Genomic DNA, 23,352 nt, shown 5'->3' on the forward strand with positions numbered 1-23,352 from the left:
GGATCCGACGGCCTCAGGCGTCGAGCGGGACCACCAGACGGACGACGGTTCCTCCACCGTCACGGGACAGCCAGCGGATCGTGCCGCGAAGCTCTGACGTGATGAGTGTCCGGACGATTTGAAGGCCGAGGCCCCCGCCGGTGCCGCCGAGGGCGCCCGGCCCGGCCGCGGGATCGGCCTCCGGAGGCAGCCCCACACCGTCGTCGGAAATCGTGACGGTGAGCTGACGCTCACCCGCTTCGGTGACGCTTCGCTGCGCGTCGAGCCAGACCGTGCCTGCCCGGTCCTGCAGGCCGTGTTCGACCGCGTTGGTGATCAGCTCGTTGATGACCAGGGCGAGCGGCGTCGCGAGGTCACTCGGCAGTTTGCCGAATTCCCCGGTGAGTTCGGTGCTCACCTTCTGCGCCGGGGAGGCGACCTCCGCCGACAGCCGGAATTGCGGGCTGATGAGCTCGTCGAAATCCACCACCTGCGACAGGCCCTGCGACAGGGTTTCGTGCACACGGGCGATCGTCGCCACCCGGCGCATGGCCTGTTCCAGCCCCTGCCGGGCCTCCTCGCTCACCATGCGGCGCGACTGCATCCGCAGCAGCGCCGCCACGGTCTGGAGATTGTTCTTCACCCGGTGATGGATCTCCCGGATGGTCGCGTCCTTGCTGACCAGCTCTTGTTCGCGACGGCGGAGCTCGGAGACGTCGCGGCATAGGACAAGCGCTCCGAATCGATGGGTGCCGTCCCGCAGAGGGATCGCCCGCAGCGTCAGCGAAACGCCCCGGGACTCGATCTCGGAACGCAACGGCATGCGGCCCGTGACGACGAGCGGAAGGGTTTCATCCGCCAGACGCCGGTCCTTGATGAGGCCCGCCGTGACCTCCGCCAGAGAGCGTCCCTCCAGCGACTCGATGTCACCGAGCCGGCGGAAGGCGGACACCCCGTTGGGGCTGGCGTACTGCACGATGCCATCGGCATCCAGCCGGATGAGACCGTCTCCCACACGGGGCGCGCCACGACGCGACCCCGTCGGAGAGGCGAAGTCCGGCCAGAGACCCTGCGTGCCCATCTTGAGCAGGTCATAGGCGCACTGCCGGTACGTGAGTTCCAGCCGGGACGGCATCCGGGAACTCGACAGGTCCAGGTGAGAGGTGACCACCGCCAGCGTCCGGCCATTGCGGACCATGGGGATCGCCTCCACCCGGAGCGCCGAGTCGCCGTTGCTCCAGGCCGCTTCGGAAGACCGCTCGATGTGGCGGGACTTCCATGCCCGCTCCACGAGTGGCTGAAGATCCGAGCGGATGCCTTCGCCGACGAAGTCCGTGTGGAACACGGTATGACTCGTGGACGGCCTCACGTGAGCGAGAGCCACGAATCCCAGCTCGGGATCCGGGAACCACAAGGCGAGGTCGGCGAAGGCGAGGTCGGCCACCATCTGCCAGTCACCGACCAGCAGATGGAGCCACTCCGCGTCCCCGGGGCCGAAATCAGCATGTTCCTTGATGGGATCAGTGAATATGGCCACGGGGAGTCTCCTCGATCAGTGCCGGACGATGGAACGCAAGAGCCTCAATGCTACCGAGAGAGACGCCATGTCGTCCTTCTCGAGCGAGTTGACCTCTTCGAACATGTTCCGCGCCCGCATCAGCTGCTCGGCGTTCCGGTCCTCCCACTGCGCCAAACGGTCGTCGGCCGCGGTCTCCCCCTGGCTGACGCCGAGCACCGACATGGTCATGTCGGCGACCGTCGAGTAGAGGTCGTCGCGCAGCGCGGCACGGGCCAAGGCCTGCCAGCGGTCATCCCGGGGAAGCGCGCTGATGCGTTCCAGCAGGGAGTCCACGTGGAAGCGGTCGAACACCGTGTAGTACACGCGTGCCACATCGTCCATGTTCTCGCCGGTCTGACGGGAGATCCTGGCCATCTCCAGCAGCGGGAAGCTCTCGAAGAGTTCCGCCCACCGGATGCCGAGTTCGTCCGGCAGACCCCAGGAGCTGGCGCGGGTCCGCCAGGCCTCGAAGCGCACCAGGTCCTCGCCACGGAGGTAATCCGCGAGGCGGCCGCGCAGGGCGGCGACCTTGGGACCGAAGTCCGCCACGATGTCCGCCACCGGAGCGCTGGTCGCGCCGTCGGCCACGAGCCAGCGCACCGCACGGTCGAGAAGACGACGGATGTCCAGGTGCACCGTGGTCCAGTGCGCGGTGGGGAACGACGCCGGCAGGCTGTTCAGCGCGTTCAGCATCTCCGGGAGCTTGTAGATCTCCCGGAGGGCGATGAACGCCTTCGCCACGGCCGACTCGGTGGCCGAGGTCTCCTCGATGGCGCGGAACGCGAACGTGATGCCGCCGACGTTGATCATCTCGTTGGCGACCACCGTGGCGATGATCTCGCGGCGCAGCGGGTGGCTGTCCAGCTCGGCGTCGAAACGCTCCGCCAGAGCCTTCGGGAAGTACGCCCGCAGCGTCGAACCGAACCACGGATCGTCCGCGAGGTCACTGTCGCGCAGAGCGTCGGCCAGTTCGATCTTGGCGTAGGCGGCGAGGACCGACAGCTCCGGAGAGGTGAGGCCCTGACCCTGTGCCAGACGCTGGCGCAGCACCTCGGTGGACGGCAGGGCCTCCAGCTCGCGGTTCAGATCGGCCTTCACGTCCAGCCAGTCCATGAGGCGCTCGTAGCTCGGGCTCCACTCGGCGACCCGCGTGCGGTCGTTGAGCAGCAGGATGTTCTGCTCGATGTTGTCCTCAAGCACCAGCTCGCCGACCTCGTCCGTCATGGACGCCAGGAACGCGGCGCGTTCCGCTGGATCGAGCTTGCCCGCCGACACCATGCGATCGATGAAGATCTTGATGTTGACCTCGTGATCGGAGCAGTCGACGCCGGCGGAGTTGTCGATGGCGTCCGTGTTGAGGATGACGCCCTGCAGGGCCGCCTCGATCCGGCCGCGCTGGGTCATGCCCAGGTTTCCGCCCTCACCGACGACCTTGACGCGCAGGTCGCGCCCGTCGACGCGGATGCCGTCGTTCGCCTTGTCGCCCACCTCGGCGTGGCTCTCGGTGCTGGCCTTGACGTAGGTCCCGATGCCGCCGTTGTAGAGGAGGTCGGCCGGTGCCAGGAGGATCGCCTTGAGGAGCTCAGGCGGGCTCATGGACTCGGTGCCCTCGGGCAGGCCCAGAGCCGCGCGGACCTGGGGCGAGATCGGGATCGACTTCGCGGAACGCGGGAACACCCCGCCCCCGGCACTGATCAGATCCCGGTTGTAGTCGTCCCACGAGGAACGCGGCAGCTCGAACAGACGCTTGCGCTCCGCGAAGGAGGACGCGGCATCCGGCTGGGGGTCCAGGAAGATGTGCCGGTGGTCGAACGCGGCCAGCAGCCGGATGTGCTCGGACAGGAGCATGCCGTTGCCGAACACGTCGCCGGACATGTCGCCGACGCCGACCACGGTGAAGTCCTCATTCTGCGTGTCGAGGTCCAGCTCGGAGAAGTGCCTCTTCACGGACTCCCACGCACCGCGGGCGGTGATGGCCATGGCCTTGTGGTCGTAGCCCACGGAACCGCCGGAGGCGAAGGCGTCGCCCAGCCAGAAACCGTATTCGGCCGAGATGGCGTTGGCGATGTCGGAGAAGGACGCGGTGCCCTTGTCGGCGGCCACCACCAGGTAGCTGTCATCCGCATCGTGGCGGACGACGTCGCGCGGGGCCACCACGTGCTCACCGTTGGCGTCGGTCACGAGATTGTCCGTGATGTCCAGCAGACCGCGGATGAAGGTCTTGTAGCTTTCGATGCCCTCGGCCATCCAGGCGGAGCGATCCACCGACGGGTCCGGGAGCTGCTTGGCGAAGAAGCCGCCCTTGGCGCCCGTCGGGACGATCACGGCGTTCTTGACCATCTGGGCCTTCACGAGGCCGAGGATCTCGGTCCGGAAGTCCTCACGGCGGTCGGACCAGCGCAGACCACCACGGGCCACGGCGCCGAAGCGCAGGTGGACACCCTCGACCCGGGGCGAGTAGACCCAGATCTCGAACGCGGGCCGCGGGAACGGAAGACCTTCGATGCCGGCCGGGTTGAGCTTGAAGCTGAGGTACTCCTTGCCCTGGTAGTAGTTGGTCCGGAGCGTCTGATCGATGAGGTTGATGAACGTCCGCAGCACGCGGTCGGCGTCCAGCGTCGCGACCCCGGCCATGGCCTCCTCCAGCGCAGCGTGAGCCTGCTCGACGGCGGCGGCGCGGCCGTCGTCGTCGAGCTCGCCGCCGGCGGTGGGCAGGGCAGGATCGAAACGGGCCTCGAACAGGGCCACCAGGCCGCGCGTGACTTCTGCGTTGGCCAGCAGCGTGTCCGCGATGAAGCCGTACGAGTTGGTGTTGCCCATCTGCCGCATGTACTTGGCGTAGCTGCGGAGGATCAGGACCTGACGCCAGGTCATGCCTTCGGCGAGCACCAGGCGGTCGAAGCGGTCGGATTCGATGGTGCCGTTCAGCGCCGCGGAGAACGATTCGGCGAGCAGGGTGCTGCTGGCCAGCGGATCGGTGCCGGCGGGGTACTTCAGGCCGAGGTCGTAGAGGAAGAAGTCCCGACCGTCCTTGGTCTCGATCTCGAACGGACGCTCATCGAGCACCTCGAGACCCAGGTTGTGGAAGACCGGCAGGATCTTGCTGAGGCTTCGCGGAGCAAGCAGGTAGATCTTGACGCGGGCGTCCTCCTCGAGGACCTCGCCGGCGCCTTCCGGGAGGTACGCGTGCAGCTGGATCTGCTGTTCGACCGCCTTCTCGCCGCCCTGCGCCGCCGCGTGGGCGAGGCAGTCCTCGAAGCGCCGGATGTCCAGCAGGGCATCCTCCACCTCGTAATCCACGCGGTAGCTGGCCGGGAAGGCGTCGCTCCACTGGGAGGCCAGGCGTTCCGCAGTCGCCTCCGGGTAGTTCTCGCCGAGGACCTCGCCCAGTCCCTCGGACCAGGAACGGGCGGCGCGCACCAGGCGCTCTTCAAGGCCATCGGTGTCGAACGCACTCAGATCGGCGCCCTTCGGCAGCCGGATCCGGAAGAACACGCGGGCGAGGGCGGACTCGCTCATCCGGGCCTCGAAGTCGATGGAGACCGCGTCGAACGTGCGGGTCAGCTCGTCCTGGAGGCGCAGGCGCACGGACGTCGTGTACCGATCACGCGGAATGAAGACCACCGCGGACATGAACCGCCCGTAGATGTCGGGGCGGAGGAAGAGGCGCGTACGGCGGCGCTCCTGCAGCAGCATGATGGCCTGAGTCGTGGCGACGAGTTCCGGCACGTCCATCTGGAACAGCTCGTCGCGGGGGTAGGTCTCCATGATGCCGAGGAGATCCTTGCCCGAATGCGACTCCGTGGGGAACCCGGAGGCTTCGAGGACGGCGCGCACCTTGTCCTTGATGATCGGGATCGTCCGCACGGAGCCCGTGTACGCGTTGGTGGAGAAGAGCCCGATGAAACGGCGCTCTCCGGTCACGTTGCCTGCAGCGTCGAAACTCTTGATGCCGATGTAGTCGAGGTACGCGGCGCGGTGCACGGTGGACCGCGAGTTCGCCTTGGTGATCACCAGAGCGCGCTTCTCGCGGGCCTTCGGCCGGCCGGAATCCGTCAGGTGCTGGATCTTCGGGGAATCGCCGAGGCTCCGCATGAGGCCGAGACCGCCCTCTTCGTGAGCTTCCAGGACGTCCTCGCCGTTGACGTCCAGGAGGTCGTACTCGCGGTAGCCGAGGAAGGTGAAGTTGTCATCCTCCATCCAGCGCAGCAGCGCCTGGGCGCCGGCGACATCCTGGATACCGGCGTCGGCGGGAAGCTGGCCCAGCTCATCGGCGACCTCGGAGGCCTTGTCACGCATCTTCTGCCAGTCTTCGACGGCGGTGCGGACGTCGTGAAGGACCTTCTCGAGTCCGGTCACGAGCTCCGCGGCTTCCTCCTCGTCAGCCCTGTCGATCTCGACGGCGATCCACGACTCGAGGCGCGTGGTGGAACCTTCCGCGGCGACGAACGAGGCGAGCGAGGGGATGGCGGCGGTGTCACCGCTGGTCTGGCCCACGTGTGCGGGGACCTGGGAGATCTTGCCGGCGTCGTGGGTCTCGGAGTCGCGCTGCACGACGAGCATCGGGTGCACCACGAGGCGGATGGCGCGGTGCTGGCGGACCAGCTCAGCGACGACGGAGTCGACCAGGAACGGCATGTCATCCGTGACGATCAGGACGACGCTGCATCCGGGTTCGGTCCGGACTTCCACCAGGGCCTGCTCCGGGGAGCGGCGGCTCCCGAGCCCGTGGTGGGCCAGCGCACGCTCGCGGAGCACGTCCGCGTCGTAGCGCGCCCGATCCTCGGGAGCGAGGTGCTGGTAGTAGTTGTCCAGGAAAGTGTCGACCGTTTCCTTGGTCATCGTCGGATTGCTGTCTGCCAGCGACACGTTGCACGCCTCCAGGGAGAATGATTCACCGCTTCATTGCGGTCTTAGTGGCGAGCCTAGCGCGATCCCGCCCGCCGCGTCGTGGCGTAAAACACAGAGGATTTCCGAGAACGCTGTGCAGATGCACAAACCAATGTTCGGACCGCCTGGCGCAGTTCAGAGTGCGGAGCGGACTCCGCCAGAACACTCCCCAGGCGCAGCGCGGTGTCCGCAACCTCCGGGGTGAACGGGAGAAATGAGCCGATCGGCAGGGACGGGCCGAAACGCTCCCACGCTTCTCGCAGCTGGCGCTCCGGAAAGCGTCCGACAGCGTCCTGCCGCACCTTGTTCATCAGCACAACCACTTCAGCCTCCGGCGAAGCCTCGCGCAGAGCGGGCGCGGCGCGCACCAGACGGGGCAATCCCACCGCGGTGGCCTCCCCCACGGCGTAGACCCTTTCCGCCGCTTCCAGCGCTACGAGAGAGGCGGCGTTCCGCCGGGGAGCCATGGTGTCGAAGCTGAGTTCCTCGTCAGCCTCCAGACAGAAGCCCACGTCGATGACCACATGGTCATAGAGCGCGGAACAGAGCTCCAGAACGATCGCCAGCGCGGGCCCTCTGAGCTCGCTCCACCGTTCCGGCCGGGTGAGTCCACTCAGCACGTCCAAGGATCCCGTCCCCAGTGCGAGCGGCACCCTGAGGCGTTCGAGCGCCGTCGCGTCGAGCCTGCCCTGGTCCGCCAGACGGCACGCCTGGGCGAGACCTGCGGACTCGTCCAGTAAACCGAGGTGTGCGGCCACGCTCGCCCCGTAGACGTCGGCGTCGAGAAGTGCGACGCCGCGTCCCTCCATCGCGAGTTCGGCCGCGATGTTGACCGCCACCGTTGTCCGCCCCGGTGCCCCGGCAGGCCCCCAGACCACGAGGACGCACGGTGGTCCCGCCGGATCCTGCGCCGCGTGCTGTCGATGCCGTCGCCCCTCGGCGGACCTCCCGGCACCGGCTGCATTCTCCCGCGATCCCTCCGCAAGAACCCGTCCGTCCGCGTGACTGCCGGCGGAGTCTCCGTCAGCGTCCACGGACCCGTCCACTGCGGATCCCGACGGTCGCGCGGCGGCCTGATGGTGAACCCGCGCCCAGGAGTTCCCCGGCTTCGCCCTCGACCCGGACGCGGCGCCGTCGTTCGCCGCACGAGGCGGATCCATCCGCCGGCCCACGAGGTCCAGAGCCGTCGAAAGCGATTCCTCCACCTGCGCGACCTCGGCGTCGGAAGGCAGGGTCAGCGCCCCCACGCGCGTCAGCCGCTCCCGCTCCGAAGAATCCTCACTCAGCACGAGCACCACGACCCCGAGAGCCCTCAGGCGGTCGACCGTGGTGGCGTCCAGCGCCGAGTCGCCGCCGGCGAAGAGCGCCACCTGCGCCAGGCCGGCCTGACAGGCGCCCATCAATTCCTCGAGGCTCTCGCTCCGTCTGACCACCGTGAACACGCCGCGTCGCGCCCCGCTCAGCCTCTCTGCGACTTCCGCCGATCCACCGCCAAACGCGGCGATGCTCACCGTCATGAAGCGTGCCCCGCAGGATTCCAGACCAGCGAGATCCTGGACTTGTTCGCCTGCGCGGCGAGAACCTGGGACAACTGGCCATCAGGGATCAGCACGATGACCACCTGAGACGTATTCGCACCGAACGTCTGCTGGTTCTGCACCACTTTGACCACGTCACCCGCGCGGACGAGAAGGCGAGGCTCCTTGAACCCGTTGCGCTCATCCGGAGCGGCCACCCACAAATCAGCGGTGGCCCCTTCCTGCAGTTGCTCCGGAAGTACGCCCTCCACGGGAACGGCGACCGGCTTGCTGGTGAGCGTGCGGGCTGCAGCGATGCTGCTGGTGGGGACGAGCTGCCCCTTTCCGACGAACGCCGTCGCGATCATCCCCTCCGGAAACGGCTGATCCGCGCGGAGGTACTGAGTCTCCGTACCTCCAAGCCTCATGGTGGAGCGCTCGAAGTCAGCCGCCACGAGGTGATCACCTGCCGGAATCCCCTTCCGTGCCACGTAGACCTCGACTCCCCGATCAAGACTGGCGACCAGGACGATCGTGCCCGCAGTGGACAGCAGAACCAGAAGAAGCCCCAGGAGGAGACGAGGGTCCTTCCACGAGGGCTTTCTCAGGCGGCCCACGGCAGCATCACTCACGGAACTCTCCAATCCATCGAGGGGAACACATCACTTTCCCGGGACATTATTCATGAAGCGTGACGCAATTTTCTGTCGAGTGACATGGCGTGATCGCTGACTGTGGATAACTCGCCTTCGCGCAGATCCACAAGATGGCAGAATGGGTTCATGCGCCGCTTCCTGACCCTCGCCGACGTGGAGGAGATCCTCCAGATCAACTCCTCGCAGGCCTATGCGCTCGTCAGGAGCGGGCAGCTGAAGGCCATCCGGATCGGCGGACGCGGCGTCTGGCGCGTGGAGGCTGAAAAGCTCGAGGAGTACATCCAGGAGCAGTACGAGCAGACGAGGCTCAGCATCGAGAACACCGCTTCCTCGTCCGAGAGTCCCACTTCCAGCTGAGATCCGAGCCCCACCGGACTGCGGGCTTCAGAGGGCGCCGAACACCCCTGCTCCCGCTCCACTCTGGAGAGCCCTGAATGCGGCCAGTGGAATCGTGTGGACCGCTTGCCGTCCTCCGGCCTCCATGGCGCGGTCCACCTCCCAGAGATCCAGAAAATCGGCGCCGACCCGGGCGATCACGCCGGACAGCACCGAGGGACCGGGGCCGTCAGAAGCCAGGAAGACCCGGACCGCTGACCGATCACGGGACACCGTCCTCAAGGCGGACGCCACTCCCAGCCGCCCCCATAGGGCCCCTTCAGCGGGAGGAGCGGACGCGCCCATCCCTGACGCCGACAGGATCGTCGGGGTGAAGATCAGCCAGTCGGAGGCGCTCTCTTCCACGATCAGCCAATCGCTGCCGACCCGTCGCACCACCCCTTCCAGTCGACCCACGCCGGCCACCTCCAGCGTGACCACGCGACCACTCGCACCCCTCAGACGGTCCCGGAACAGCACCCGAGCGAACTCGGCGCGTTCCATTTCGGCCGCGCCGGATTCCCTCTCCAGGCGCAGAGCCTCTTCGAGTTGAGCTTCGATGTCTTCAAAGAGCAGTCCCCAGCGCATGGGATCACCGTAGAAGCGACGCCTTGTCATTCAAAAGTCACCCTGTTTGAAACAGACTCTGGACAAACACGGCCAACCGGATCAAGATGGATCTACTTTCATCAAATGACACCAAATGACATCAAAGGAGAGGTCGATGACGCTCGCACAGCCTCCTCACCACCGCCGCGTGCCTTCAGGGACGAGGGCAGACGCCGTGCTGTCCTTGTGTGTCCTCGGCGCGGGAGCCGGCCTGATCCTGATCGGCTGGATCAGCCGCTCCTCCGGATCGGGACGCGTCGACTGGGCCGCCTCAGACCTGCCGAACGAGCGGGTGGAGACACTGGTGGGTTCGCTCGCTCTCTGGGCGGGCTCGGCGACAGTGGTCTGGTGGCTGCTGTCGATGCTGTTGGCCTTCCTGTCCGCCGCCTCTGAGATCCGGGGGCACCGCACCCCGTCCGATCAACTGGGCAAGTGGACCCCCGCGTTCATGCGGCGCCTGGCGCTGGCGGTCCTGGGCCTCAGTCTCCTCGGCGGCACGGGAGCCCAGGCCGCCGTCAGTGTCGCACCTGGCACAGTCCTTGCGGGCTCGCCCGCTCAGATCGCTTCCCCGACGCAATTCGGGCATTCGGCATCTCCAGGTGGGGACACTCTCCTGGACCGGGTGAGCGGCGCCCCCGGAAAGACCGCGTCGGCGGAGTCCGTCCTGAGCCCTCCCAAGGACCGATCTCTCGATCCGGTGTGGTCGGACGGAACCCCAGAAAGGAACAGACTCCCCCAGCCGATGGCCCCGGCTCACGATAGTTCTGCGGACGCGGTCCGTTCCCCCGCCTCCTCGGACGGGCCGGGTTCCCTGGATCCTGGGTGGACGCCTTCCGCCGGCCTCCCTGAGGCGGGTCATCTGGCGGCAGGACCGCGGCGATCCCCGGTGACCCATCCATCCGCGCCGCGCGAAGTCGAAGTCCGGTCCGGTGATTCCCTCTGGATTCTGGCGGCCCGCGAGCTGGGCCCCGGGGCCACGGACGTGGAGATCGCCAAGTATTGGCCCCGCTGGCATGCCGCCAATCGCGGCGTCATCGGCGGGGACCCGAACCGCCTTCTGCCGGGGACGGTCCTCACAGTGCCGGACAGGGGCTGACGTGACGGCTTCTCCACCCTGCCTGATGGCTGCGCCCCGACACCAACGTTTTCGAAGGAGAACATCGCATGACACCGCCTGCAAGGACACCGGCCGAGGCCGGAGCACCTCCCACAGCCAGTCCGCGCCGATTGCCCAAGGCCCTTGATGGCCGTGCGGAAACCCTCCGGACCATCACGCCTCCACGGCCGATCCCGCCGCAGCCGCTTCCCGTGTCCCTGGACGACGCTCGAAGGCTGCACCAGCTCAAAGGGCAGGTCCATCGCCTGGTGCAGGCCATCATGGAGGCGCTGAACGGCACCCGGCCACTTCAACAGCTGTCGCGCTGGATGGAACCCCCGCTGTTCTCATCGCTCCAGCTCCGGAGGGCCCTGGTCCAGGAGTGTCAGGAACACTTCGGGCGGGACCGCCCGTCACCCTACGCGGACGCCCACGTGCAGAGCATCCACGCCCAATGCGTCACACCCCTGGTGGTCGAGGCCACCGCCGTTGTCCGTTGCCGCCAACGCACGAGGGCCGTCGCGATCCGGATGGAAGCACGGCGTGCTTCCTGGATCGTGACGGCCCTCGAGGTCGGTTGACCACCGGACGGTTTCCCGCCCTGGCGATCACTCCCGGCGACTAGCGACGCTTACGGTTGCCCTTCTTGCCACCACTGCGGGCAGGGTTCCCGGACCGCGCGTCACGAGTGGCGTCCGTCGCGGAGTCCTTCCGCTCGACGTGGGTCTCCGTCTCGCCGTCCTCGCCCGGAGCGGAGTACTGAAGTTGCGCGGGCTGTTCCGGAGTCTCCAAGCCTGCGGCGTGGATGTGCGGCTCCGACGTGGCCTCGGCGGCGGGAGTCTCGGTGACCTCCACCTCCAGGTTGTAGAGGAAGCCGACCGACTCCTCGCGAATACCGGCCATCATGGCCTGGAAGAGCGTGTACCCCTCGCGCTGGTACTCGACCAGCGGGTCGCGCTGGGCCATCGCCCGGAGCCCGATGCCTTCCTTCAGGTAATCCATCTCGTACAAGTGTTCCTGCCACTTGCGGCCGATCACCGAGAGGACGACGCGGCGTTCGAATTCGCGCATGTTCTCGCTGCCGAGCTGCTTCTCCCGTGCCTCGTAGGCCAGACGCGCGTCGGAAAGGATCTCGTCCTTGAGGAAGGAAGCAGTGACACCGGACTTGCCCCCGGCCTCATCGAAGATGTCCTTCTGGCTCAGGGTCATCGGGTACAGCGTCTTGAGGTTGCTCCAGAGCAGGTCGTAGTCCCACTCCTCGCTGTGTCCCTCCGCCGTGGCGTCGTCGATCACCGCGTTGATGGTGTCCTCGAGGAAGAACTGCACCTTCTCGTGCAGATCGTCGCCCTCGAGGATCCGGCGACGGTCACCGTAGATGGCCTCGCGCTGGCGGTTCAGGACGTCGTCGTACTTGAGCACGTTCTTCCGCTGCTCAGCGTTGCGCCCTTCAACCTGGCCCTGGGCCGAGGCGATCGCACGGGAGACCATCTTGGACTCCAGCGCGGTCTCGTCGTCCAGGGTCGAAGCCATCAGACGTTCCGCTGCGCCGGAGTTGAAGAGGCGCATGAGGTCGTCCGTGAGCGACAGGTAGAAGCGGGACTCACCCGGGTCGCCTTGACGGCCGGAGCGGCCACGGAGCTGGTTGTCGATACGGCGGGACTCGTGACGTTCCGTGCCGAGCACATACAGACCGCCGAGTTCCAGGACTTCCTCGTGCTCGTCCTTGACCGCCTTCTTCGCGGCTTCCAGAGCCTCAGGCCAGGCGGCCTCGTACTCTTCGGGATTCTCTTCGGGATCCAGACCACGGGCCTTGAGCGCTGCGACCGCGGTGAACTCGGGGCTGCCGCCCAGCATGATGTCCGTACCGCGACCGGCCATGTTGGTGGCCACGGTCACGGCGCCCTTGCGGCCCGCCTCGGCGACGATCGCGGCTTCGCGAGCGTGGTTCTTGGCGTTGAGGACTTCGTGACGGACGCCCTCCTTGGCCAGCTTCTGGGAGAGGTACTCGCTCTTCTCGACGCTGGTGGTGCCCACCAGGACCGGCTGGCCCTTTTCGTGACGCTCGACGATGTCCTGCACGACGGCGTCGAACTTGACCACTTCGTTCTTGTAGACGAGGTCGGGCTGATCGATGCGCTGCATCGGCCGGTTCGTGGGGATCGGCACCACGCCGAGCTTGTACGTGGACATGAACTCCGCGGCCTCGGTCTCGGCCGTGCCGGTCATGCCGGAGAGCTTGTCATACATGCGGAAGTAGTTCTGCAGAGTCACGGTCGCCAGAGTCTGGTTCTCAGGCTTGACCTCGACCTTCTCCTTGGCCTCGATCGCCTGGTGCATGCCCTCGTTGTAGCGGCGGCCGGCGAGTACACGCCCGGTGTGCTCATCGACGATGAGGACTTCGCCGTCCATGACGACATAGTCCTTGTCGCGCTTGAACAGTTCCTTGGCCTTGATGGCGTTGTTCAGGAACCCGATGAGCGGTGTGTTCGCGGATTCGTAGAGGTTGTGGATGCCGAGGTAGTCCTCCACCTTGGCGATGCCGGACTCGAGAACACCGACGGTGCGCTTCTTCTCGTCGACCTCGTAGTCGCGGCCTTCCTCAAGCTTCTGCACCAGCGAAGCGAACTCGCCGTACCAGCGGTTGGCGTCGCCCTGGGCGGGGCCGGAGATGATGAGCGGCGTACGGGCCTCATCGATCAGGATGGAGTCCACCTCATCGACGATCGCGAAGTTGTGACCGCGCTGCACCAGTTCCGACTTGTCCCACGCCATGTTGTCGCGCAGGTAATCGAAGCCGAACTCGTTGTTGGTGCCGTACGTGATGTCCGCGTCGTACTGGACCTTGCGCAGAGCGGGATCCTGATTGGCCAGGATGCAACCGCTGGTCAGGCCGAGGAAGCGGTAGACGCGGCCCATCAGTTCGGACTGGTACTCCGCGAGGTAGTCGTTGACCGTGACGACGTGCACGCCCTTGCCGCTCAGCGCGTTCAGATACGCGGGAGCGGTGGCCACCAGGGTCTTGCCTTCACCGGTTTTCATCTCGGCGATGTTGCCGAGGTGAAGCGCGGCTCCACCCATGAGCTGGACGTCGAAGTGTCGCATGCCCAGGGTGCGGGCTGAAGCCTCACGGACGGCGGCGAAGGCCTCCGGCAGCAGCGCGTCCAGGGACTCGCCGTCCTCATGGCGTTCCCGCAGCCGGTCCGTCTCAGCACGGAGCTCGGCATCGGTGAAGCCTGTGAAGGAATCCTCAAGTGCATTGATGGCGTCCGCATAGTTGCGGAGACGCTTGAGCGTCTTCTTGTCGCCGGTGCGCAAGAGTTTTTCAAGAAGTGAGGCCACGTGCGGGTACTCCCAATCGATACGCGTGTCTTGGCATGCCGTTCACGGCGTGTTCAGTCTACGTGAGACACGTGTGGGAACCGCCCAGGGTTCCCGGTTGCAGGCTCGAATGCGCCTACAGCGAACGCTTCAGCCGGGCGGTGAAGTCGTCGCTTCCCTCGACCTCGACCGATTCCAGTCCCAGCCAGGACGCCATGGTCTCCAGTTCCCCGGCCAGCCGGACCGCCGTGTCCGACGGAGCGCCGGGCTCCTCGTAGGCGCCGGGGACCAGCAGACGCGATGCCGCGCGATCCGCCTTCAGGTCCACCCGCGCGGCCATGGTGTCCCGGAGCAGGAACGGCAGCACGTAGTAGCCGTAACGCCGGCGGTGGGCGGGCGTGTAGATCTCGATCCGATAGTGGAAGCCGAAGAGCCGTTCCAGGCGGGTGCGCTCGAACACCATCGGATCGAACGGACTCAGCAAGGCCTGCCCCGCGGCGGCCCGCGGGAGTTTCACCCCCAGATGCCGGTAGAGCCCGCTCCCCCAGCCGTCGACGTCCACGGAGCGCACGACGTCGCGCGCGGCCAGCCGCTCGAGTGCTTCGGCCACCGGGCGGACCGGCAGCCGGAAATAGTCCGCGAGGCACTTCACCGTGCCGACGCCGTGGGCTCTGGCGGAAGCCTCGACCAGGAGATCGAGGGACGTTTCACGAGCGGCAGGATCTTGGAGATCGGGCCCCTGCGGGGAATCCAGGAGGGGGAAGGCCCGGGTGGTCAGGGTGTAGCGGCGTTCGAATTGTTCCGTCCGGCCGGCTGACGTGACTTCACCGCGGGCGAACAGGTACTCCAGCACCACCTTCACGGCGTTCCAGTTCCAGCCCCAGTGGTCGTTCCGCTTCTCTTCGACGTGGCCGAGGCGCTCCGTGAGCTGGGACGCGGTTAACGGCCGCGAGCGCCCGAGCACGTCCAGAATGCTCTCCCGCAGCTCTTCGCGCTGACCGGCGTCGAGGTGCTCGGCGCTCACCCAGCGGCGGCGCTGCCAATGCCGCAGGGCTTCGAAATGGGACGGCTGGATGAAGCTCGCTTCGTGCGCCCAGAACTCCATCATGCTCCGCGGAGCCTTCTGGGACATCCGGTCCACCAGGGCCTTGTCATACGCTCCCAGCCGGGAGAAGAACGGCAGGTAGTGGCTGCGGGACAGGACGTTGACCGAGTCGATCTGCACCAATTGCATCTGGGCGAAGGAACGGCCCACCGACCTCGCCGTGGCGGGGCCGGTGGGCCGTTCCTTCGAGAGTCCCTGTGCCGCCAGTGCGATTCTCCTCGCCTGGGCGAGAGTCAGCGTTTCCGGCACGGTGCTCCTTGTCTGTCCTGCGCGCCGCCTCTGGCGCGCGCTTCCGTCAGGCGACGACCACCGCGTCCTCATCGTCGGAGCGGTAGGCGTGGATCTTCTCCTGGCCCTCGGCTTCGGTGCATTCGGGATCGAGGGTGATGACGCCGTAGGTCCATCCCGTGCGACGGTACACCACGGAATGCTGTTCGGTCTCCTTGTCCACGAAGAGGTAGAAGGCGTGGCCCACGAGCTCCATGTTGTCCACGGCCTCGTCCACCGTCATGGTCGTGGCGGGGAAGACCTTCCGGCGGATCAGCACGGGCGAATCGCCCGCGGGGATGTCGTTGGGGATCTCATAGGGTGCCGGAGGTTCAGGGGATTCCGGTGCCGGTGGTTCCAGGCTCGCGGTCGCCTCATGCACCGCTTGTGGAGTGTGCCTGCCGTGATGCACCTTGCGCCTGTCCTTGGCCCGGCGCAGGCGCTCAAGGAGCTTCCCGTAGGCCAGGTCGAAGGCCGCGAACTTATCACCCGAAACAGCCTCGGCCCGGATCACCGGACCACGTCCCAGAACAGTGACCTCGACGGTGAGATCGTTATCCGCCGACCGGGAGTGGGCTTTCTTGGAGACCTTCGTGTCGATCCGCTGGACCTTGTCGCCCAGCGTTTCCAGCTTGGAGAGTTTCTCGCTCGCGTACTCGCGGAAACGGTCCGATACAGTCACGTTGCGGCCGCTGATCATGAACTCCATGGTGTCCTCCACAGTGTTTCGGTGGCACGACGACGGCTGGTTCCTGGGGCCGGTCTGTTTGACAGTCGAGCCCCTTTCCGAGCCGCTATCGACAGGTACCTTCTTGGCTTGGTACCCAGTACTGACGTTAGTGGATAGCGCTCACTAATTCATCCCTTGTTCACTTATTTCTTCCTGGGAACTCCCCCGGTCCGAGGGCGGCCTCGCAGCGGCGACCACCACCGCGCCGAGAACCCTGGCCCCGGCCTCCTCCAGGACCCGGCCCGCCTCATCCAGCGTGGCGCCGGTGGTCAGGACATCGTCCACGAGCACACAGTCGGCGCCCCTCAGCGCATCGTCCCGGTACGCGAGCCGGAAGGCCAGGGACAGCCTCATGCTGCCGGACAGGCGCGATCGGCGGGCCGAGGCGCCGAGCCCCTTCTGCCCGTTTCCCGGCCGTGGCAGGGCTTTCCAGAGCACACGGCCCACCCTGCTCAGCACCGGATCCGGGCTGCCGTCATCGCGCAGGCGAGCACCGCGCACGACCGCACGCACCAAGCGTTCCGGCAGGCCGCGGACGGCCAGCGCCGGCATCATGCCGCAGTCGGCCGGAAGCCCGGCGGCAGCGGCACAGCGCACCACGAGGGCCAGAGGGTCGAAGCCACGTTTGCGGAACGAGGCCCCACTGCCCGGCACCGGCACGAGCCACACCGGACGCGGAGCCTCCTGCCGTGCGGGCGCGGGTGCGGCCACTCGGGGGAACGCCCAGATCACACGGTGCAGCAACGCCCCGAGTTCGCGCGACAGTTCACGATGGCCAAGGCGTTTCTGGGTCAGGATCACCTGTGTAAGGACCCCCGCGTAGTCGGCGGCCGTCAGCACCGTCCAGTCCGGACGGCCCGCGAGAGCCGGCGCACGGTGCCCCACCGGAAACGGCGCCAGGCCGTGGTGGTGCAGTTCGCGCCGGCAGGCGGGACAGAGCATGACCTCGGGCAGCCCGCAGGCCGCGCATTCGGCGCCGGTGACGAGGCTGGCCATGGAGGTCAGACCTGCGAGGAGCGCACCCGCTGCGCGTGACAGTCCGGTCCGAGGCGCCGCGCGTCGTCCGCCGGGAGAGAGCCGGCCGCCGGGAGAGAACGGTACGCCGGGAGAGAGCCGGCCGCCGGAAGGCAGCCGTCCACTGGCAGAGACCGAACTGGTGAAGGAGTCCATGGGACGATCCTGGCCGAGGACCATCTGCAGTGGAACACACGCCCGCTGCGTGTGGATATCGATACCCACAAGGGCCGGATCAGGTCGTCCAGACGTCCCTCAGCCGGCGAACTTCGGGTCCTTCACACCCGCGCCCTGCTGGACCCAGGTGTTGCCCACCCGCTGAGCCAGCCCGGTGGCCGTCTGCACGTAGATGTCCTGGATGCCGTTGCCGACGCTGATCCCGCGCAGGCCGACGACATCGGACAGTTCCTGGACCTGGAAGCTCCGCAGGGACAGCAGCAGGGGCGATTCGGCGCCGGAGCCCGAGGTGTTGGCCACGAGCACCTGGGTGTCGCTGACCCAGGCGCCTTGGGTGACGTTCTTCCCGTCGGAGAGCGGCAGCGGCGTGGTCAGGCCACGGGGCGTTCCGTCCGCGCTGCGGATGACCCCCGCGATGAGGACCTTGGTGCCCTCCCCCGAGCCGGTGAGGATCAGGATCCTGGTGCCGTCCCGCGAGAGCTGAGCGTCCTTGACGGTCTGCCCGCGCAGCCAGTCCGGGGTGAGCGTCACGGAGGCCGGCGGCGCGGCGCCGAAGGCGTTGTCCGAGTTGAACGCGGTGAGCTTGCCGCCCTGGGGACTGCTCATCCCGCTCCAGACCCAGCCCTGCGGATCGAAGCTCGGCCGGAGGAGGTCCGTGCCGTCGAGGACTTCCTTCACGGTCCTGCCGGCGGTGGCCATGTACAGCGCCGTCCGCTGCTGATTGAGGAAGGCGAAGCTGTCCTGCGTGTAGGACACGGCCGGGTTGCGCGGGTTGTAATTGGCGGCGGTGTCCAGACCCTTGACCCGCTCCGCCTTGTTGTTCTCGTAGATCCCGAGCTGTCCCTGGAGCACGGACACCTGCCACGAAGGAACGGTGGCGTTCAGGATGGGAGGGACCACGGAGTCGGAACCGTCCATGGTCAGCGCCGTGGAACCGGCCAGAAGCTGGACACTGACCACCGAGGCGGGCGCGCGCAAGGCGATCGTCAGCTGGTTCAGCATCCGGTGCCGATCCGTCACGGAGCTCTGCAGCAGTTCCGCCGTGAGGTCCACCTGGGCGGTGCCGGACACGATCGGCACCGAGTCCTTGGCGAGCCGGGTCCCATCCGGGAACGCGCTGACCACGGCCCCCTTCAAGTGGGGCGCCGGGCCTGCGAGGACCGCCTTGACGATCGACGTGGCCGTGCTGGAACCGGTGATGAACCAGCGCACATCGGGGACGGCGTACCGGAAACTGGGGTCGTAGAAGTAGAGCGTGTACGGGTTGTACCGGCGCTGGAAGACGTCCTGAGGGATGACCGTCCCGCCGTCGAGCTGGCTGATGCGCCACTCGCCGTTGACCTGGGCCAGGGTCAGCGGCACCCGGCGGTGGGTGCCCTTCGGGTGGGTGGTCACGATGCCCTGGCCGTCCACCTCGTAGGCGAGGTCGAGGTCATAGACGTACTCGTTGGCTTTGGCCCCGCGCTCCACCTTCGCGGAGCGGTACACCAGGGTGCCCACCTCCGCCTTCCACGTGGTCGAGGCACTCTGCGACAGGTACAGGCGGGCCACCTGGTAATCGTCGGCGTCGCTGCTGCCCGCGTTGTAGAAGCCCTCGATGATCGAGTCCTGCGATCCGCCGGGCGTCGGCGCATGCGGATAGTAGTTCTGCGCGTCCTTGGCCTGCAGCACCGTGTCGCCCTGGCTCTTGCCCACCGGCCCGGAGCGCGGGATCGAGGCGCAGCCGCCCGCCGCCACCAGCACGACGACGGCGAGCACCAGCGCGAGGGCCTCCCGCACCGACGGCGCGCCCCGCCGTCGTCCGGCATTCCGTCTGCGACTGACCGCACCCTGCGCCGTGGTCACGGCCGCGGAGTCCGCGGGCGCCGCGCCGGACCGTCTCGGTTCCACGGGAAGTCCTTTCACCGGGAGTCCTCCCGCCCGATCTCCTCGATGAGAGGTTCGGCGATGCCGGACCCGGCCGGAAGGGCGGGCGGCAGGAAGCGCGGAAGGCTCACGGGCGCTTCGGCGGGCTGGTAGTTGTCCACGGGCAGGGGGGATTCGACGATCGTGCCGTCGACCTTGAGCGGGAGGGTGAGCCGGAAGGTGCTGCCGTCGCGCCCTTGCGGCCACGCGCCTCGAGCCAGCCGTTGTGGAGCTTCGTGTCGGCCAGGGCGATGGACAGGCCCAGGCCGCTGCCGCCGGTCGAGCGGGCTCGCGCCGGGTCGGCCCGCCAGAAACGGTCGAACACCCGGGCCGCCTGGGCCGGATCCAGTCCGAGACCGTAATCCCGCACGGTCACCGCCGCCGCATCACTGTTGGCGGCGACCATCACGTCGATCCGGCGGCCTTCGCCGTGCTCCAGGGCGTTCAGGAGCAGGTTCCGGAGAATCCGCTCGATCCTCTTGGCATCCATCTCCACCACGACACCGGCCGGGGGCGCGGTGAGGTGCACGACTGAGCCGTACTCCTCCGCGACCGGCTCGGCGCCCTCGATCACGCGTCCCATGAGCGCGGCGAGGTCGAGCGGTTCGGCGTCGAGCTGCGCGGCTCCGGCGTCGTAGCGGGAAATCTCCAGGAGGTCGGCCAGCAAGGACTGGAACCGCTCCACCTGGGTGTGCAGGAGCTCCGCGGAGCGCTTGTTGATCTGGTCGAAATCGTCCCGCGATTCGTACAGCACATCGGCCGCCATGCGGACCGTGGTGAGAGGCGTCCGCAGCTCATGGGACACGTCCGAGACGAAGCGCTGCTGCATCTGCGAGAGCGTGTTGAGCTGGGTGATCTGTTCCTGCAGGCTCGCCGCCATGTGGTTGAACGAAGCGCCCAGACGCGCGACCTCGTCCTCGCCCTTGACCAGCATCCGTTCCTGGAGCTGACCGGCCGCGAGGTTCTCGGACACGTGCGCGGCATGGCTGATGGGCCGGACCACGGCGCTCGTCACGTACCAGGCGAGCACGCCGATCAGGACCACCAGGACGCCGGCGCCGATGAGGAGCACGTTCTGGATGTCGTTCAGGGTCGTCTCGGCCGAGGAGATGTCGTAGATCAGATACAGCTCATAAACACTGCCGTTGAAGGACACCTTGTTGCCGATGGCGATGGCGGGATCCGTCCCACCCGGGACGGGCAGCGAGGTGGAGGCCCAGTACTGCTCGTGGCCGGCCTTCTGCACCGCCTCGCGCAGATCATCCGGGAGGACGCTCAGTCCGATGTCGGTGGAACTCCGCGAATCCACCCAGCGGGTGCGCGGCTGGGTCTGGTCCGGGACGGCCAGGAAGATGAACCGCCGGTTCATCTGGGTTCCCCTGCTGTCCAGCGCCGCGAGGGTGTCCCCCACGAGCTTCTGCACCGAGTCGAGGTCCGTGACCTGAGCACCGTCGAACGTGTTCTGGACGGTGGCGACACTGCTCCGGGTGTCGTTCTCCGCCTGGTGGAGGCGCTCCTGGAAGAGGTTGCTGGCGATCTGGCTGCTGAGGTACGCGCCCACGGCCACCAGGGCTACGGACGCGAGCAGCACCGTGACGAGGACCGTGCGGAACTGGAGCGAACGGCGCCAGCGGTGGATCACGGAGCGGCCGAGCCAGGTCACGCCGCGCCAGAGCAGCCTCGCGGCTCGCCGCAGCATGGCCAGCGCCCGGAGCCCGAAAAGCCGGACGAGACGCCCGCTCCGTCCGCCGTAGCGCTTCAGAACGCCGCTGGTGTCCTGGGTCTCCGGCACGACGGCGGCCGGCTCCGGCTCCGTTCCCCCGGCCGGGAGCGTGCTCGCGGCCGTCAGTCGCACCAGCGCCTTGCCCGGCACGGCGGTCGCGGAACCGGCGGAGGCGCCGGCAGGCGAGGAACTAGCGGAGGCGCCGGAGTCAGGAACCGGCTTTATATCCGACACCACGCACCGTCAGGACGATCTCCGGGGACTCCGGGTCCTTCTCGATCTTGGACCGCAGCCGCTGGACGTGGACGTTCACCAGGCGGGTGTCCGCGGCGTGACGGTAACCCCAGACCTGCTCCAGGAGCAGCTCACGGGTGAAGACCTGCCAGGGCTTGCGGGCCAGGGCCACGAGAAGGTCGAATTCCAGCGGGGTCAGGGAGATCGGCGCACCGGCACGGGTCACGGTGTGACCGGCCACGTCGATGGACACGTCACCGATCTTGAGGGTCTCGGGGGCCTTCTGATCGCCCGGGCGCAGCCGGGCGCGCACTCGGGCCACGAGTTCGGCGGGTTTGAACGGCTTGGGGACGTAATCGTCCGCGCCGGACTCCAGACCGCGGACCACGTCCGTGGTGTCCGACTTGGCGGTCAGCATGACGATCGGGACGTCCGACTCCGCGCGGATCGCGCGGCAGACTTCGATGCCGTCCGACCCGGGCAGCATGACATCCAGCAGGACGAGGTCCGGCTTGGCGCTGCGGAAGGCGCTGAGCGCCTGGGCGCCGTCGGCGCAGAAGCTCGGGTCGAAGCCGTCGTTGCGCAGCACGATGCCGATCATCTCGGCCAGTGCCTCGTCGTCGTCAACTACCAGAATGCGTCCCTTCATGGCACCCATCTTCCCTTAACGGCCGTGGCTTTGTCGTATCCGTGTCGTCAGCGGTGATTCGCCCGGTCAGGACGCGATCGACTGCTCCAGTGAGTCCGCCAGCGCGGTGACGCGCTGCAGGGTCCGGAGCGCCTCCTCAGGGGTACGGCTCCGCCCGCCCCGTTCGGACACGAACCGCGATTCCGGCAGGAGCCGCAGCCGTGTCATCAGCGAGGACGGCAGGCCCAGATCGCGGAAGGTGCGCAGCAGCGAGTCCGCGAGCGCCGTCGTCGTGCGCGCCTCCTGGCCGGGCGCGACCGTCAGCGGCACGCATTCCGCCCACACGGTCTTGCCGCCTTCCAGAAGCCCCGCCAGCCGTTCCCATTGCCGGGTGGTGAGGGTGGCCGTCTTCAGCCCCACCCCGTCCGCGCCCGCCTGCACGATGCGCTCCAGTGGCGCTTCCACCCCCGGGACCGCGATGGCGACCTCGGCGGCGCCCGCGGAGTGCAGGGCGTCCACGAGCCAACGCCAGGAAGCGGTCACCTCCTCGCCGGGCAGGGACCGCAGGGTTCGGTAACCGCTCGCGGTGGGGATGGTGCCGGCGAGCGCCTCGGTCACAAGAGGCTCCTCCACGACGACGGCGATCTCGGCGCCGGGAACCGCGCGCCGGGCGGCGGCCACATGGTCCAGGACCCCCTCCGCGAGGGCCTGCGCCACGTCGCGGCGCGCACCGTGGTCGGAGATCACGCGTTCACCGTGGTGCAGATACAACGAGCCCGCCAGGGTCACGGGCCCGAGCAGCTGGAGCTTGAGGGGCCCGGGCACGGCCTCTTCCGCCCCGGCGACGTCGGCGAGCACCTGCAGATCCGTGGCGAGTGCCGACAGAGCCCGGCGATGATCCGCGGAGCCGGCCTCTCCGAGGCGCCAGCCATGGGGCTGCACATCGGCCGACAGCCCAGCGAGGAGTGCCGCGCTCCGTCCGGTGGCGTCGGAGCCGACACCCCGGGACGGCAGTTCGGCCAAAGGAGCCGCGTGCGGTGCGCCGAGTTCTCCGCGCAGGGCCCGCGTGGCTTCGAGCGGGTCGGTCCCGGGCCAGGGGCCGTGGGCGGATCCGATCACGCGGGCGCCGCTCAGACCCGGCAGCTCCGTGGTCACGCCGGGGAGCCGGCCTGACCGGCCTGGCGCTCGTGGTCGGCGGAAATGGCCTCGTGGTGCCGGATGACCTCACTGATGATGAAATTCAGGAACTTCTCGGCGAAGGCGGGGTCAAGATGAGCCTCCGTGGCAAGGGCCCGCAGGCGGGCGATCTGCGCCGCCTCACGGCCCGGATCCCCGGCGGGCAGCTTGTGACGGGCCTTGAGCACGCCGACACGCTGCGTGGCCTTGAACCGTTCGGCCAGGAGGAACACGAGCGTGGCGTCGATGTTGTCGATGCTGGACCGGATGGTGAGCAGCTCGTCCATGACACTCTGGTCCACTTCACCGGCGAGCGAGCTCGCTTCGGGATCGAAATCAAAGGCCTGGCTGATGTGATGCTCCGCGGTCATGGGAACCAGTTTACTGACGCGGAC

Annotated in this window: 18 protein-coding genes; 3 read left to right on the plus strand and 15 right to left on the minus strand. The window is 67.6% G+C overall.

Translation table 11 applies throughout. From position 1 onward, the window contains the following. Positions 1-13: 13 nt before the first annotated feature. The 4 genes from QFZ52_RS10345 to QFZ52_RS10360 form a co-directional block, all read right to left on the minus strand. The gene (locus QFZ52_RS10345; RefSeq protein WP_307497535.1) at positions 14-1,516 is read right to left on the minus strand and encodes a sensor histidine kinase; all 1,503 of its coding nucleotides are present in this window, start codon (positions 1,514-1,516) and stop codon (positions 14-16) included. A 15-nt stretch (positions 1,517-1,531) separates the two neighbouring features. Further along, entirely contained in the window at positions 1,532-6,379 is a 4,848-nt protein-coding gene (locus tag QFZ52_RS10350; RefSeq protein WP_307497537.1) for an NAD-glutamate dehydrogenase, read from the minus strand. Between the two features lie 83 nt (positions 6,380-6,462). Then, positions 6,463-7,827, minus strand: coding sequence for an AAA family ATPase (locus QFZ52_RS10355; protein WP_307497539.1), 1,365 nt, complete (start codon positions 7,825-7,827; stop codon positions 6,463-6,465). A gap of 113 nt (positions 7,828-7,940) precedes the next feature. Further along, positions 7,941-8,576 (minus strand): hypothetical protein, encoded by a 636-nt coding sequence (locus QFZ52_RS10360; protein WP_307497540.1) that lies wholly within the window; start codon positions 8,574-8,576, stop codon positions 7,941-7,943. Positions 8,577-8,726: 150 nt separating this feature from the next. Between QFZ52_RS10360 and QFZ52_RS10365 the strand changes: the two genes are divergently transcribed. Next, positions 8,727-8,957 carry a helix-turn-helix domain-containing protein gene (locus QFZ52_RS10365; protein WP_307497541.1) on the plus strand — a complete coding sequence of 77 codons (231 nt, stop codon included), beginning with the start codon at positions 8,727-8,729 and terminating at the stop codon, positions 8,955-8,957. 27 nt (positions 8,958-8,984) lie between these two features. Here the strand turns inward: QFZ52_RS10365 and QFZ52_RS10370 are convergent, their stop codons facing one another. Continuing rightward, complete coding sequence (locus QFZ52_RS10370) at positions 8,985-9,593, minus strand: hypothetical protein (protein ID WP_307497543.1); 609 nt, start codon at positions 9,591-9,593, stop codon at positions 8,985-8,987. A 106-nt stretch (positions 9,594-9,699) separates the two neighbouring features. On the opposite strand from QFZ52_RS10370, the gene QFZ52_RS10375 reads away from it, so the two are divergent. Next, positions 9,700-10,680, plus strand: coding sequence for a LysM peptidoglycan-binding domain-containing protein (locus QFZ52_RS10375; RefSeq protein ID WP_307497544.1), 981 nt, complete (start codon positions 9,700-9,702; stop codon positions 10,678-10,680). A 68-nt stretch (positions 10,681-10,748) separates the two neighbouring features. Next, complete coding sequence (locus QFZ52_RS10380) at positions 10,749-11,261, plus strand: Rv3235 family protein (RefSeq protein WP_307497545.1); 513 nt, start codon at positions 10,749-10,751, stop codon at positions 11,259-11,261. Between the two features lie 40 nt (positions 11,262-11,301). On the opposite strand, the gene secA is transcribed toward QFZ52_RS10380, so the two are convergent. The 10 genes from secA to QFZ52_RS10430 form a co-directional block, all read right to left on the minus strand. After that, complete coding sequence (gene secA, locus QFZ52_RS10385) at positions 11,302-14,019, minus strand: preprotein translocase subunit SecA (protein ID WP_307497546.1); 2,718 nt, start codon at positions 14,017-14,019, stop codon at positions 11,302-11,304. 115 nt (positions 14,020-14,134) lie between these two features. Further along, a complete protein-coding gene (locus QFZ52_RS10390) occupies positions 14,135-15,352 on the minus strand; it encodes a winged helix-turn-helix domain-containing protein (RefSeq protein WP_307497547.1) in 1,218 nt (405 codons plus the stop codon). Positions 15,353-15,398: 46 nt separating this feature from the next. Next, on the minus strand, positions 15,399-16,079 hold the full coding sequence (gene hpf / locus QFZ52_RS10395) for a ribosome hibernation-promoting factor, HPF/YfiA family (protein ID WP_107004430.1): 681 nt from the start codon (positions 16,077-16,079) through the stop codon (positions 15,399-15,401). Between the two features lie 144 nt (positions 16,080-16,223). Beyond that, positions 16,224-17,096, minus strand: coding sequence for a ComF family protein (locus tag QFZ52_RS10400; RefSeq protein ID WP_307497548.1), 873 nt, complete (start codon positions 17,094-17,096; stop codon positions 16,224-16,226). Between the two features lie 273 nt (positions 17,097-17,369). After that, the gene (locus QFZ52_RS10405) at positions 17,370-19,181 is read right to left on the minus strand and encodes an LpqB family beta-propeller domain-containing protein (RefSeq protein ID WP_307497549.1); all 1,812 of its coding nucleotides are present in this window, start codon (positions 19,179-19,181) and stop codon (positions 17,370-17,372) included. An 11-nt stretch (positions 19,182-19,192) separates the two neighbouring features. Then, positions 19,193-19,318 (minus strand): hypothetical protein, encoded by a 126-nt coding sequence (locus tag QFZ52_RS10410; RefSeq protein WP_307498746.1) that lies wholly within the window; start codon positions 19,316-19,318, stop codon positions 19,193-19,195. Continuing rightward, a complete protein-coding gene (mtrB, locus tag QFZ52_RS10415; protein WP_373425657.1) occupies positions 19,285-21,156 on the minus strand; it encodes an MtrAB system histidine kinase MtrB in 1,872 nt (623 codons plus the stop codon). The genes QFZ52_RS10410 and mtrB overlap by 34 nt, the downstream gene beginning before the upstream one ends. After that, the gene (mtrA, locus tag QFZ52_RS10420) at positions 21,128-21,802 is read right to left on the minus strand and encodes an MtrAB system response regulator MtrA (RefSeq protein WP_066211108.1); all 675 of its coding nucleotides are present in this window, start codon (positions 21,800-21,802) and stop codon (positions 21,128-21,130) included. The genes mtrB and mtrA overlap by 29 nt, the downstream gene beginning before the upstream one ends. A 66-nt stretch (positions 21,803-21,868) precedes the next feature. Continuing rightward, entirely contained in the window at positions 21,869-22,936 is a 1,068-nt protein-coding gene (locus tag QFZ52_RS10425; RefSeq protein ID WP_307497550.1) for a hypothetical protein, read from the minus strand. Beyond that, entirely contained in the window at positions 22,933-23,328 is a 396-nt protein-coding gene (locus QFZ52_RS10430) for a chorismate mutase (protein WP_066211110.1), read from the minus strand. Before QFZ52_RS10430 ends, QFZ52_RS10425 begins: the two co-directional genes overlap by 4 nt. Positions 23,329-23,352 lie beyond the last annotated feature (24 nt).

Source organism: Arthrobacter woluwensis, from assembly GCF_030816155.1.
Taxonomy (GTDB): Bacteria; Actinomycetota; Actinomycetes; order Actinomycetales; family Micrococcaceae; genus Arthrobacter_E; species Arthrobacter_E woluwensis_A.

Excerpts from the sequence above, each read along its gene's own strand:
- mtrA (WP_066211108.1), bottom strand. The coding sequence starts at position 21,802 with ATGAAGGGACGCATTCTGGTAGTTGACGACGACGAGGCACTGGCCGAG.
- QFZ52_RS10365 (WP_307497541.1), top strand. The coding sequence starts at position 8,727 with ATGCGCCGCTTCCTGACCCTCGCCGACGTGGAGGAGATCCTCCAGATC.
- hpf (WP_107004430.1), bottom strand. The coding sequence starts at position 16,079 with ATGGAGTTCATGATCAGCGGCCGCAACGTGACTGTATCGGACCGTTTC.
- QFZ52_RS10380 (WP_307497545.1), top strand. The coding sequence starts at position 10,749 with ATGACACCGCCTGCAAGGACACCGGCCGAGGCCGGAGCACCTCCCACA.
- QFZ52_RS10350 (WP_307497537.1), bottom strand. The coding sequence starts at position 6,379 with ATGACCAAGGAAACGGTCGACACTTTCCTGGACAACTACTACCAGCAC.
- QFZ52_RS10430 (WP_066211110.1), bottom strand. The coding sequence starts at position 23,328 with ATGACCGCGGAGCATCACATCAGCCAGGCCTTTGATTTCGATCCCGAA.
- QFZ52_RS10355 (WP_307497539.1), bottom strand. The coding sequence starts at position 7,827 with ATGGGCGCCTGTCAGGCCGGCCTGGCGCAGGTGGCGCTCTTCGCCGGC.
- QFZ52_RS10375 (WP_307497544.1), top strand. The coding sequence starts at position 9,700 with ATGACGCTCGCACAGCCTCCTCACCACCGCCGCGTGCCTTCAGGGACG.
- QFZ52_RS10400 (WP_307497548.1), bottom strand. The coding sequence starts at position 17,096 with ATGGCCAGCCTCGTCACCGGCGCCGAATGCGCGGCCTGCGGGCTGCCC.
- QFZ52_RS10370 (WP_307497543.1), bottom strand. The coding sequence starts at position 9,593 with ATGACAAGGCGTCGCTTCTACGGTGATCCCATGCGCTGGGGACTGCTC.